We start from the raw sequence: 12,009 nt of genomic DNA on the forward strand, positions 1-12,009 counted from the left end.
CAGCAGAGCTTTTCAATCGCGTTAATGTTCCCGACCAATGGAAGCACCTTTCATCACTATCCCTTCACACAGACCACCTGTCGCAATGTGTGGAGCACTTCCACCAGATCACGCTGGGCGTACATGACTTTGTCGATGTCCTTGTAAGCCATCGGAATCTCATCGATGACCGCCGCATCCTTGCGGCACTCCACATGAGCGGTCGCGCGGATCTGGTCTGCGACAGTGAAGGTATTTTTGGCTTTGGTGCGGCTCATGGTCCGACCGGCGCCGTGGCTGCAGGAACAGAACGACTGCTCGTTGCCGAGGCCGCGAACGATGAAGCTTTTGGCCCCCATGGAGCCGGGAATGATCCCCAGCTCGCCCTTCTTTGCCGACACCGCGCCCTTGCGGGTGACCAGGACGTCTTCGCCGAAGTGCCGCTCTTTCTGCACGTAGTTGTGGTGACAGTTCACAGCCTCCAGCGCGACCTCGAAGGGTTTGCGGATCACTTGCCGCGCTGCCTGAATTACCGCCTGCATCATCAACGCCCGATTCTGCCGGGCGAAGTCCTGAGCCCAGCCCACCGCTTCGACGTAGTCATCGAAATGCCGGCTGCCTTCCTTGAAATAGGCCAGATCGCGGTCCGGCAGATTGGCGATGTGCTGGCGCATGTCCGCCTGGGCCAATTGAATGAACAGGGTCCCGATGGCATTGCCAACGCCGCGAGAACCGCTGTGCAGCATGAACCAGACGCGATTGGCCTCGTCCAGGCAGACCTCGATGAAGTGATTACCGGTACCGAGGGTGCCCAGGTGCTGACGGTTGTTGGTGCTGGCGAGTTTCGGGTACTTGTCGGTGATCGCCTTGAACCGCGGGCTCAGCACAGCCCAGGCTTGATCGGCTTGCTCAGGCACGTGGTTCCAGGCGCCTTCATCGCGGTGGCCACGGCTCAACGTGCGGCCATGGGGCACAGCCTTCTCGATGGCGCTGCGCAAGCCGTGCAGGTTGTCCGGCAAGTCGGCGGCGGTCAGTGAAGTGCGCGCGGCAATCATGCCGCAGCCGATGTCCACCCCCACGGCCGCCGGAATGATCGCGCCCACGGTGGGGATCACGCTGCCAATGGTGGACCCTTTGCCCAGATGCACATCCGGCATCACTGCCAGGTGCTTGAAGATGAACGGCATCTTCGCGGTATTGATCAATTGCTGCCGGGCTTCGCTTTCAACCGGCACACCCTCGGTCCAGAGTTTGATCGGCTTGCCGTTGGCGACTTCCAGCAGTTGGTAGACAGGTTGTTGCATGATTTCGACTCTCTTGCGATCAGACGAACATAACGCTCCAGACAGGTAAATGGGATTACTATTTCGTAGGAGAATTGCAGGAGGTCATCATGTGGCTTAACGAATATGAACAGCAACTTCGGCGCGACCTGCAAGGTGTAGCTTCGGACTTGAGGTGGTCGGCGGTAGAGCTTTTGCGTATCGCAGAGCAGTTGCGCCAGGCCGGCAATGATGTGGACGCAGAGGCAACGCTAAGGCTGTGCGCGTTGTTCCAGGGCGATGAAGAGCGACTGGCGGGCTATGCTGAAGAAGTAAAAGCAAAATCCATCAGTCGAACGAAAGCTCACTAGAGAGCGCTGCCATGAACAAGCGTCTATGCGCGCTGATCGCCGTGCTGGCGGCGTCAGGTGGCTGCAACACGGAATCACACGTTTATCGAGACCAACCGCTGGTCGCCAAGGTCGAGACCGGCATGAGCAAGGAACAAGTCCAGCAGATTGGCGGCCAGCCTTTATCGATAACGCAGCGCACGGTGGAACCTGGCACCTGCTTTGACTACAAGCTGACCCAGGCCGGCCATCAGCAGCCTTACAATGTCAGCTTCGATGGCACGGGCAAGGTCGACCACAAAAGTTTCATGACCTGCGCGCAATGGAGTCGTACCCAACAAAAAGCCAGAGAGTATTCCCCCTCCACGGGCGGGATGGGCGGCGGTTACTAGTCCATTGCCGACCGTTGTCAAAAGCCCCGGCGAACCGGGGCTTCAAGCGCACTATTTGTCTGATTTGTGGCTTTCTGATTTGTGGCTGCGCGACGCTTTACCCGACTGGGCTCGGTAGGCGGGAAGCGCAGCCGCATAGGCCAGTGCTTCCTCTCTGCTGCCAAAGGCGCCAAGCCGGTCACCTTTGGTGCATACCCGCCAGGGGCCGTTGTTCACGCTGAGTACGTCGTAGCCGTTCATGTGCATTTTGGTCAGCATCGGAACACTCATAGTCACCTCCATTTTGGCAGTGATAGTCCTGGATCGACTCAACTACCTTACACCCGACCTTCACTGAAGTGCCAACCAGACGTCGCGTCAGGATTCCGGCAGTTCATTGCACTTTCAGCCCCCCTGTCGACTCCAACCCTTGAAGCAGACACTTCTGCGGATGTCGGTCTGAATATTGCATTTTTATGACTATTTTGTGACAACGGCAGTCGGATAACCCATGAAAGTACGTGCAACCGTCATTTGCGAGCAGGATCGGCATATCCTCCTCGTGCGCAAACCCAGGGGGCGCTGGACCCTGCCAGGCGGAAAAGTCGAGCCTGGCGAAACTGCTGCGGGCGCGGCCACAAGAGAGCTTTACGAAGAAACAGGGCTTGAGGTCGACGACCTGCTGTACTTGATGGAGTGGGAAACGGCCAGCACCCGGCACCATGTCTACGAGGCGTTGGTCGTAAACATCGCAGAGGCTCGCCCACAAAATGAAATCTTTGACTGCATCTGGTATCCGTTGGACGCGGTACAGAACCTGAACACAAGCAACGCCACGCTCAGAATCGTCAAAGCGTTTCAGCGTCGCTTGTAGGTCACAGGTTTATCCAGAATTGGGCCAATGTTGCTTGCCAGTCCGTCAGCCCAGATCGCCGCCACCGACCGGCATGATCATGCCGGTGATATAGGAGGCTTCGTCGCTGGCCAGAAACAGGATTGCGCTTGCCTGCTCATCCAGCGTGCCGTAGCGCTTCATCAAACTGCTGTCGAGGGTCTGGTCCACAATCTGCTGATACCAGAGCTTTTCCTGAGTACTTTGTTCCGCAGTGTTGCGCGGGATCAGCCGCGGCGGCGCCTCGGTGCCACCGGGGGCGGTTGCGTTGACCCGCACGCCACGACCGGCCGTTTCGAACGCCAGGCACGCGGTCAGCGCATTGACCCCGCCCTTCGCCGCACCGTACGGCACGCGATTGACGCTGCGGGTCGCAATGGACGAAACGTTGACGATGGCACCGCTGCCTTGTTCGAGCATGAACGGCAGCGCAGCATGGCAACACCACAATGTAGGGAACAATGAACGGCGGACTTCGGCCTCGATCTGCGCCTCTTCATAATGCTCGAAAGGCTTGGCCCAGATCGTGCCGCCAACGTTGTTGACCAGCACATCGAGGCGATCAAAACGTTCGACAGCGGTGCGCATCACGCGGCTGCATTCGCTGTATTGCTCAAGGTCGGCGGTCAGGGCAAGTACCTGGCTGCTCTGCCCCAGTTGCTTCTGGAGTTCGAACACCAGGTCGGAGCGGTCGACCAGAATCAACCGCGCACCTTCGCCGGCCATGCGTTCGGCCACACGCCGGCCGATGCCCTGGGCGGCACCGGTAATCAACGCGACTTTTTCGTGAAATCTGTTCATGTGTACCTCGTGACGAAGTATGCCGGTCCGTTAAGACGTACCGGACGAAACACTGTCCTGTGGGAGCGAGCCTGCTCGCGATAGCTATCACTGGCGACATCCCAGGTGAATGTTCCGGCCTCTTCGCGAGCAGGCTCGCTCCCACATTGGGATCTTTGCCGAGCACGGTATTTGTGTGCGACTTCGCTCGCGCAACTGCACGAATCAGGCCGCGCTGGCGGCAAATTTCTCGTAGTAGAAGTTCGCAGGCGCAATGCCTTGCTGGCGGATGAACTGGCTGACCGCTTCGACCATGGGCGGCGGGCCGCACAGGTAGACGTCGACGTCGCCATCGTTCAAATGCCGTGGCTCGATGTGTTGGGTCACGTAGCCCTTGAGCGGGTGCCGGCTGTCGGGATTGGCCACGCAGGCGCTGAAGCTGAAGTTCGGAATGCGTGCAGCGAAGGCTTCGAGTCGATCGAGTTCCACCAGATCGAAGTCGTTGGTCACGCCGTAGATCAAATGCAGCGGATGCTCGCTGCCCTGTTCGGCGATTCTTTCCAGCATCGCGGTGAACGGCGCCAGACCGGTGCCACCGGCCAGCAACAACAATGGACGGCGGATGTCGCGTAGATAAAAGCTGCCCAAAGGCCCGGCCAGGCTCATGCTGTCGCCGGCCTTGGCCATGCCGGTCAGGAAACTGCTCATCAAGCCGCCGGGCACGTTGCGAATCAGAAAGCTGACTTCACCGTCACGCTGCAACGAGCTGAACGAATAGGCGCGGGTCTGCTCGCTGCCGGGAACCCCGAGGTTCACATACTGCCCCGGCAGAAACGCCAGTTTGCTCAGGGCTTCGCCCTTGATCGACAGCGCGATGGTGCTGTCGGACAACTGACGCACGGCGCTGATAGTCGCGTCATAACTGGCCTGACGGGTACGGCAGACATCCGATGCAACCGGCACCCGCACCACGCAATCGCTCTGCGCCCGCATCTGGCAGGTCAGGACAAAACCCTGCTGCGCTTCGTCGGCGCTGAGGGCATCTTCGATGTAGTCCTCGCCCAAATCGTAGCGGCCGGCCTCGGCGAAGCACTTGCAGGTTCCGCAGGCGCCGTCGCGGCAGTCCAGTGGAATATTGATGCCCTGGCGATATGCGGCATCAGCCACGGTTTCCCCAGCATTGGCGTCGATGAAACGGGTGACGCCGTCTTCGAAATTGAACGCAATGGAATGAGTCATGACGGCCGCCTCAGAGGTGGTAAACATCGATGACCTGGCGAACGTAGTCGTTCTTCAGGATCACTTTCTTGGCCAAGATCTGCGTGTTCTCGCCACGCACATCCAGGGTGTAGAAACTGCTGCCGAAATAGCTGTCGACGGTCTTGTAGCGAAAGCTCAGGGTGTGCCAGTTGAAGCGCACCTTGCACAGCCCGTCGGCCTGTTCGATCAGCTCGATGTTGCTGAGGTTGTGCGAGGTGCGGGTGTCCGGCACGCTGGCACTGGAACGCTCGGTCTTGATGCGGAAGATGCGGTCTTCCAGGCCCGTGCGGTTGCCGTACCAGATCAGCGAGATTTCCCGCTGCGGGTCTTCAGTCAGCTCGTCGTTGTCGTCCCAGGACGGCATCCAGAAGGTTGCGTCGGGCGCGTACAACTCCAGCCAGTCATTCCATTGTTTGTCGTCGAGGTAGCGTGCTTCGCGATAGAGAAAATCGCGCACGGCGTCATAGGTAATGGTCATTGCACGGCCTCCACTGCAATCAGTTCGGACTGTTCAGCGGCCAACGCCTTGAGCATCGTTTGCTGCCAATATTTGTGTTGCAGCACGAACAGGCCTTCGTCTTCGGTACGCACGCCGCTGAGCAGCGGGTGCAGGTCGATCTCTTTGGCCGCGTCATCGGCGCCTTCAACCCAGTGTTCGGCGCCACGGGACATGTCGTTCCAGGCGGTGACACTGCCCTGGTAACCCGTCTGGCAGGAGCGAAACTCTTCCAGATCGTCCGGGGTGGCCATGCCGCTGACGTTGAAGAAATCCTCGTACTGACGAATCCGGCTCGACCGGGCGTGGTCGCTTTCGCCTTTGGGGGCGATGCAGTAAATGGTGATTTCGGTGCGGTTGACCGAGATCGGCCGGGCGATGCGAATCTGCGAGCTGAACTGGTCCATCAGGTACACGTTCGGGTACAGGCACAGGTTGCGCGAGTTCTCGATCATCCAGTCGGCGCGGGCCTGGCCGAAGTCCCGGGCCAACTCGTCGCGACGCTCGTACAGCGGACGGTCCTCGGGGTTGGACCAACGGGTCCAGAGCAGCATGTGGCCCTTGTCGAAGGAATAGAAACCACCGCCCTGCCTGGCCCAGGTGCCGGCGCTCATGGTCGGATTGCAATCGCCGGCTTCGCGCTGCTTGCGCTGGTTCTGGGTCGCCGCGTAGTTCCAGTGCACCGAGCTGACGTGATAACCGTCGGCACCGTTTTCGGCGGTGAGTTTCCAGTTGCCTTCGTAGATATAGCTGGAGGAGCCGCGCAGCACTTCCAGGCCATCGGCGGACTGATCGACGATCATGTCGATGATCTTCGCCGACTCGCCCAGGTGCTCAACCAGCGGCACGACATCGGCCCTGAGGCTGCCGAACAGGAAGCCGCGATAGGATTCGAAACGCGCGACTTTGGTCAGGTCGTGGGAGCCTTCGCAATTGAAGCTCGCCGGGTAGCCGGCCACCGCCGGGTCCTTGACCTTGAGCAGCTTGCCGGAGTTGTTGAAGGTCCAACCGTGGAAGGGGCAGGTGTACGAACTCTTGTTGCCGGTCTTGTGCCGGCAGAGCATCGCTCCACGGTGGCTGCACGCATTGATAAAGGCGTTCAGTTCACCGTCCTTGTTGCGCGCGATGAAGATCGACTGACGCCCCATGGTGGTGGTGTAGAAATCGTTGTTGTTGGGGATCTGGCTTTCATGCGCCAGGTACAGCCAGTTGCCTTCAAAGATGTGTTCCATCTCGAGGTCGAACAGCCGCGGATCGGTGAACATCTCGCGCTTGCAGCGATAGATGCCCTGCTCAGGGTCTTCTTCAAGCAGGGAGTGAAGGTATTCGGGTCGCAGGGTCATGGCCGCCGCCTCCATTGTTTTTATTTCAGGCAGGGCCATGCTAGGACGAGGGGATGGAGCGGACTATCCGCGGGGTGCAGACCTGTATCCGTTTTGTGCAGAGGGTATCGCGCACGCCCGTAACATATCGGGCGGACACAAAACTGTAGGAGCTGCCGAAGGCTGCGATCTTTTGATCTTGTCTTTTAAAAACAAAGTCAAAAGATCGCAGCCTTCGGCAGCTCCTACAGGGATTGGGGGCACGTTCAATGGCGGCGCTTCAGGGTGTCCGACGGCAATTCGCCGAACTGTTTGCGGTAGCTGTCGGAGAACCGACCCAGGTGCAGGAAGCCGTAATCCATGGCCACTTCCGTGACGTTGCGCACGTTGCAGGTCGGGTCGCTCAGGTTGGCGTGAATACGTTCGAGCTTTTTCTGCCGGATGTAGTTTTTCGGCGTGTCCCCCGCGTTGCGTTCGAACAACCCGTACAGCGAACGCAGGCTCATCCGCGCCTGGCGTGCCAGTTCTTCGCTGTCGATGTCCTGCTTGAGGTTGCACGCGATGTAATCGACCAGCGCCTCGAACGTGGCCGAGGGTGAGCCGGGATCGGTGCGCATGACGTTGGTCTTCATCAGGCCAAGCATCTTGCTGACAACGATTTGCGCATAGTGCTCCTGCACCCGGGGAATCTGCTCGGTGGCCTCGGCCTCCTGGCAAATCATCGCCAGCAGACCGACGAAACCTTCCAGTTCATTGAGCTGATAACGGTTCTCCAGAAACCGTATGCCCTGCCCCGGATACCGCCAGCGCTGCTCTTCGCATACCGACGCCAGCAGCCGCGTGGGGACTTTCAGGATGAATTTTTCGCAATCGCTGGAATAGGTCAGATCCACCGGATCGTCAGGGTTGATCAGCAGTAACTCGCCGGGCGCGAAGTAATGTTCCTGACCATGGCCACGCCACAGGCAGTTGCCGCGCAGCAGCACTTGCAAGTGATAGATGCTGTCCAGCGCGCCGGACATGACCCGCACGCTGGCGCCGTAACTGATGCGGCACAGGTCGAGGCTGGCGAATTTGCGATGATCGAGGCTGGCCAGCGGCCGGCCGGCCCTGGGCATCTGGAGGCAATGATTGCCGACGTGCTGATTGACGTAGCCCGACACCGCGTAGGGGTCGGCATGGTCGAAGACTCTGCTGCGATGACTCAACAATTGCGCTTGCATCATCGGTTCACTCTCATTGTTATTGTTGATTGCGTCAGGCCATTCCAGGGCAGTGGTCGCCTCGATGTGTCAGTTGACCGACCTGTGGGAGCGAGCCTGCTCGCGAAAGGGCCGTCAGCTTCAACATCAACGTTGACTGACACTCCGCTTTCGCGAGCAGGCTCGCTCCCACAAAGGTTCGGCTGGTCGAGGGTATCAGTCCTCGAGCGCGCGAACCCGTTCGGGGCGTTGCTGCTCTTCAGGCTGGGCGGAGGACTGCAAGGTGAAATCGAAGTCGATTTCAGCAAAACGCCCGCTGACACCGTGGACCGCCGCACGCTGCGGATCATCGCTGAAGGTGATTTTGGCAATCAACTCATCACGGGTGGCATAGGCGAAATCGTCGTGCAGGTACTGATCGCCGTCGAGGTTGATCTGGGTGGTCAGGTGACGATGATCCGCTGCCGAAATGAAGAAGTGGATGTGCGCCGGCCGCTGACCATGACGGCCCAGTTGATCGAGCAATTGCTGGGTCGGACCGTCCGGCGGGCAGCCGTAGCCCGACGGCACGATGCTGCGAAAACGATACCGGCCCTCGGCATCGGTGACGATACGACGACGCAGGTTGAATTCCGATTGAGTGGTATCGAAGTACGAATAGGTGCCGCCGGTGTTGGCGTGCCAGACATCCACCACCGCGCCGGCCAACGGTTCACCGGCGGTGTTGCGCACTTGGCCTTGCATGAACAGCACCACACCCGAATCGACGCCGTCATCCAGCCGCGCTTCGCCTTCCGACAGTGGCGCACCCGCCACGTACAGCGGCCCTTCGATGGTCCGCGGTGTGCCGCCGGCCTTGCCGGCCTGCTCGTCTTCGGCATCCATCAGCAGGTCGAGGTAATGCTCCAGACCGAGCCCGGCCACCACCAACCCGGCCTCTTGACGCGCGCCCAGCACGTTGAGGTAGTTGACGGCTTTCCAGAACTCTTCCGGGGTCACGGCGAGGTCTTCGATGATGTTCACCGAATCGCGCAGGATGCGGTAAATCAGCGCCTTGACCCGCGGGTCGCCGGCTTCGTTATGCAGACCGCTGGCGTCTTCGAGAAATTTCTGGGCACTGGCAGTATGGGAAATCTTGACGTTCATTTTAGTGGGTTCCTTATCTTGTAATTATTAGCGTAGCGAACTGAACAGGCTGGGTTCAGCGGTCATCCTCGCGAATGGAAGAAGGATGCCGGCACAGCGCGTTGACCTCGATGGCCATGTACGGGTACAGCGGCAATTGCATCAGCAGGTCGTGCAGTTCCTGAACGCTGTCGACATCGAACACGCTGTAATTGGCATAGAGCCCGGCGATGCGCCACAGATGACGCCACTTGCCTTGCTCTTGCAGGCGCTGGGCCAGGGCTTTTTCGTCGGCCTTGAGCTGAGCGGCGCGTTCCGGGTTCATGTCGACCGGTAAATTCACCGTCATTTTTACGTGAAACAGCATGATGCCCTCCTCAGGCTTGATGAACGGCAGTGGATATGGCAGTGGATATTTTGTCCCGACGGAAAAACGCCAGGCGCTCTTCATCCAGAGCCAGGCCCAGCCCCGGTGTTTGCGGGACGTGCAGTTGGAAATCGCGGTAGACCAATGGCTCGCTGAGGATGTCTTCGGTGAGCAGCAGCGGGCCGAACAACTCGGTGTCCCAGCTCAGTGTGTTCAGCGTGACAAAGGCATGGGCCGAGGCCAGCGTGCCGATACCGCCTTCAAGCATGGTGCCGCCGTACAGGCCAATACCGGCCGCCTCGGCAATCGCGGCGGTTCGCAGCACGGCGCGTGGGCCGCCGTTCTTGGCGATTTTCAGGGCGAATACCGAAGCCGCGCCCTCCCGCGCCAGGTTGAAGGCGTCCTCTACGCACTCGATGGATTCATCGGCCATGATCGGCGCCGGGCTCACGGCATTCAGGCGCACCATGCCGGCGCGGTTATTGCGCGAGATCGGTTGTTCGATCAGGTCGATACCGTTGGTTCCGAGGATCCGGCAGGCCCGCAGCGCGACCGCTTCGTCCCAGGCCTGATTGACATCGACCCGCACGCTGGCGCGATCGCCCAGCGCCTTTTTGATCGCAATGACGTGGGCCAGGTCGCGGTTGACCTCGCCTGCGCCGATTTTCAGCTTGAAGATCCGGTGCCGGCGCAGGTCGAGCATTTGTTCCGCTTCGGCGATGTCCTTGGCGGTGTCGCCGCTGGCGAGGGTCCAGGCCACCGGCAGCGCATCGCGAACGCGGCCACCCAGCAGTTCGCTGACCGGCAGGCCCAGGCGCTTGCCCTGGGCGTCGAGCAAGGCACTTTCGATACCCGATTTGGCGAAGGTGTTGCCACGAATGCTGCGCTCCAGGTGCAACATCGCAGCATTCACATTGCCGCTGTCCTGGCCAAGCAACAATGGCGCGAAGTGTTTATCGATATTGGTCTTGATGCTGTCCGGGCTTTCGTTGCCATAGGCCAGACCGCCAATGGTGGTCGACTCACCGACACCTTCAATGCCGTCGGCACAGCGCACACGAATGATCACCAGGGTCTGGTTCTGCATGGTGTGCATCGCCAGCTTGTGCGGGCGAATGGTCGGCAGATCGACGATGATCGTCTCGATCGATTCAATGGCAGTTGCACGCATGTCGATACCCGTCAGGTTCTTAAAGTTCTGGAACGGATTCTCGTACGGCTTTTTCCGGGCGGCCAATATAGAATTGGTCTGGCTCGATACCTTAAAGGTATTTAACAGATCAACGTCCGGAGGCCTCATGGAACTGCGTCACCTGCGGTATTTTCAGGTGTTGGCTCAAACCCTCAACTTCACCCGCGCCGCCGAACTGCTGCACATCGCCCAACCGCCGCTGAGCCGGCAGATCCAGCAGCTGGAAGATGAACTCGGGGTGCTTCTGCTGGAGCGCGGCCGACCGCTGAAGCTGACCGACGCCGGGCGGTTTTTCCATGAACATTCCACCGCCCTGCTCGAACAGTTGGCCAAGGTTTGCGACAACACACGACGGATTGGTTTGGGTGAAAAGACCTGGCTGGGCATCGGCTTCGCGCCATCGACCCTCTATGGCGTGTTGCCGGAACTGATTCGCCGACTGCGCAGCGGTGAGCCGCTGGCGCTTGAGTTGGGGCTCTCGGAAATGACCACGTTGCAGCAGGTGCAGGCGCTCAAGGCCGGGCGCATCGATATCGGCTTCGGGCGAATTCGCATTGACGACCCGGCGATCATCCAGACTGTTTTGACTGAAGACCGGCTGGTCGCCGCCCTCCCCGCCGGCCATCCACTACTGGCCGGGCCCATCAGCCTTCGTGAACTGGCAAAAGAACCCTTCGTGCTCTACCCCGGCAACCCGCGCCCCAGTTACGCCGATCATGTGATCGCGTTATTCGAATCCTATGGCGTACACATCAACGTGGCGCAATGGACCAACGAGCTGCAAACAGCAATCGGTCTGGTGGGGGCGGGAATCGGAGTGACGTTGGTACCAGCCTCAGTGCAGTTGCTGCACCGCGACGACATTGGCTTCACCCCGGTACTGGAAGACAACGCGACCTCGCCGATCATCCTCAGCAGGCGCGTGGGCGATGTATCGCCGGGGTTGAATCATTGTTTGCAGATGATCGATGAACTGCTGCCGCGCGACAGGTTCTAGGCCATTACCCCGGCGAAGGCTCGGCGCCCGGCGCGCATTTCTGTGCGAAGTTCGCCGATCAGGTTGGAAATATCGCGGACACTGGTCAACTCGTCGGGTGATACGCCGGTGATCAACAGCTCAATCCGCCCGGTGGTGTGATCGAAGACCTTGATCCGCAATGTTTCATCGCGATTCACGGTGCATTCGCAGGACAGCGGTTTGAAACCGGACTCCACAATGCTGCAAAGCTGGGGAACTGGAACCATGGCGGGCGCCCTCGGGGACGGTTTTCCGATTGGATCCACTCAGAGTAGGTCAACTAGCGCAACACGCCAGCGAGTTTCGTAGGAGCTGGCGAAGCCTGCGATCTTTTGATTTTCGGCATTTGTCGAAACCGCTGAAAATCAAAAGATCGCAGCCTGCGGCAGCTCC

Annotated in this window: 15 protein-coding genes; 4 read left to right on the forward strand and 11 right to left on the reverse strand. The window is 59.6% G+C overall.

The window, feature by feature from the left end; genetic code table 11:
• Positions 1 to 56: 56 nt before the first annotated feature.
• Entirely contained in the window at positions 57 to 1,283 is a 1,227-nt protein-coding gene (locus tag BK662_RS31190; RefSeq protein WP_123360774.1) for an RtcB family protein, read from the reverse strand.
• Between the two features lie 89 nt (positions 1,284 to 1,372).
• On the opposite strand from BK662_RS31190, the gene BK662_RS31195 reads away from it, so the two are divergent.
• Both BK662_RS31195 and osmE read left to right on the forward strand, forming a co-directional pair.
• Positions 1,373 to 1,612 (forward strand): hypothetical protein, encoded by a 240-nt coding sequence (locus BK662_RS31195; protein ID WP_123360775.1) that lies wholly within the window; start codon positions 1,373 to 1,375, stop codon positions 1,610 to 1,612.
• Positions 1,613 to 1,623: 11 nt separating this feature from the next.
• Complete coding sequence (osmE, locus tag BK662_RS31200) at positions 1,624 to 1,983, forward strand: osmotically-inducible lipoprotein OsmE (RefSeq protein ID WP_123360776.1); 360 nt, start codon at positions 1,624 to 1,626, stop codon at positions 1,981 to 1,983.
• Between the two features lie 51 nt (positions 1,984 to 2,034).
• Here osmE and BK662_RS31205 read toward each other — a convergent pair whose 3' ends face one another.
• Positions 2,035 to 2,253, reverse strand: a complete 219-nt coding sequence (locus BK662_RS31205) for a DUF2188 domain-containing protein (RefSeq protein WP_123360777.1) — start codon at positions 2,251 to 2,253, stop codon at positions 2,035 to 2,037.
• A 220-nt stretch (positions 2,254 to 2,473) separates the two neighbouring features.
• Here BK662_RS31205 and BK662_RS31210 point away from each other — a divergent pair, with 220 nt between their 5' ends.
• Positions 2,474 to 2,836, forward strand: coding sequence for an NUDIX hydrolase (locus tag BK662_RS31210; protein ID WP_123360778.1), 363 nt, complete (start codon positions 2,474 to 2,476; stop codon positions 2,834 to 2,836).
• A 45-nt stretch (positions 2,837 to 2,881) separates the two neighbouring features.
• On the opposite strand, the gene BK662_RS31215 is transcribed toward BK662_RS31210, so the two are convergent.
• The 8 genes from BK662_RS31215 to BK662_RS31255 form a co-directional block, all read right to left on the reverse strand.
• Entirely contained in the window at positions 2,882 to 3,655 is a 774-nt protein-coding gene (locus BK662_RS31215) for a 1,6-dihydroxycyclohexa-2,4-diene-1-carboxylate dehydrogenase (protein ID WP_123360779.1), read from the reverse strand.
• A 204-nt stretch (positions 3,656 to 3,859) separates the two neighbouring features.
• Positions 3,860 to 4,873 (reverse strand): benzoate 1,2-dioxygenase electron transfer component BenC, encoded by a 1,014-nt coding sequence (gene benC, locus BK662_RS31220; protein WP_123360780.1) that lies wholly within the window; start codon positions 4,871 to 4,873, stop codon positions 3,860 to 3,862.
• Between the two features lie 10 nt (positions 4,874 to 4,883).
• Positions 4,884 to 5,372, reverse strand: a complete 489-nt coding sequence (gene benB, locus BK662_RS31225) for a benzoate 1,2-dioxygenase small subunit (RefSeq protein WP_123360781.1) — start codon at positions 5,370 to 5,372, stop codon at positions 4,884 to 4,886.
• The gene (gene benA / locus BK662_RS31230; protein WP_123360782.1) at positions 5,369 to 6,733 is read right to left on the reverse strand and encodes a benzoate 1,2-dioxygenase large subunit; all 1,365 of its coding nucleotides are present in this window, start codon (positions 6,731 to 6,733) and stop codon (positions 5,369 to 5,371) included. The genes benB and benA overlap by 4 nt, the downstream gene beginning before the upstream one ends.
• Before the next feature lie 245 nt (positions 6,734 to 6,978).
• Positions 6,979 to 7,938: an AraC family transcriptional regulator gene (locus BK662_RS31235; RefSeq protein WP_123360783.1), complete on the reverse strand. Its 960-nt coding sequence runs from the start codon at positions 7,936 to 7,938 to the stop codon at positions 6,979 to 6,981.
• 192 nt (positions 7,939 to 8,130) lie between these two features.
• Positions 8,131 to 9,060, reverse strand: coding sequence for a catechol 1,2-dioxygenase (gene catA, locus BK662_RS31245; RefSeq protein ID WP_123360784.1), 930 nt, complete (start codon positions 9,058 to 9,060; stop codon positions 8,131 to 8,133).
• A 55-nt stretch (positions 9,061 to 9,115) separates the two neighbouring features.
• On the reverse strand, positions 9,116 to 9,406 hold the full coding sequence (catC, locus tag BK662_RS31250; protein WP_007936026.1) for a muconolactone Delta-isomerase: 291 nt from the start codon (positions 9,404 to 9,406) through the stop codon (positions 9,116 to 9,118).
• Positions 9,407 to 9,416: 10 nt separating this feature from the next.
• The gene (locus BK662_RS31255; protein ID WP_185047212.1) at positions 9,417 to 10,577 is read right to left on the reverse strand and encodes a muconate cycloisomerase family protein; all 1,161 of its coding nucleotides are present in this window, start codon (positions 10,575 to 10,577) and stop codon (positions 9,417 to 9,419) included.
• A gap of 127 nt (positions 10,578 to 10,704) precedes the next feature.
• On the opposite strand from BK662_RS31255, the gene BK662_RS31260 reads away from it, so the two are divergent.
• On the forward strand, positions 10,705 to 11,595 hold the full coding sequence (locus BK662_RS31260; protein WP_123360786.1) for a LysR family transcriptional regulator: 891 nt from the start codon (positions 10,705 to 10,707) through the stop codon (positions 11,593 to 11,595).
• Here BK662_RS31260 and BK662_RS31265 read toward each other — a convergent pair.
• On the reverse strand, positions 11,592 to 11,843 hold the full coding sequence (locus BK662_RS31265; protein WP_123360787.1) for a DUF1652 domain-containing protein: 252 nt from the start codon (positions 11,841 to 11,843) through the stop codon (positions 11,592 to 11,594). The two genes, BK662_RS31260 and BK662_RS31265, sit on opposite strands and share 4 nt — an antisense overlap.
• Positions 11,844 to 12,009 lie beyond the last annotated feature (166 nt).

The organism is Pseudomonas frederiksbergensis, assembly GCF_003732275.1.
GTDB classification, from domain to species: domain Bacteria; phylum Pseudomonadota; class Gammaproteobacteria; order Pseudomonadales; family Pseudomonadaceae; genus Aquipseudomonas; species Aquipseudomonas frederiksbergensis_H.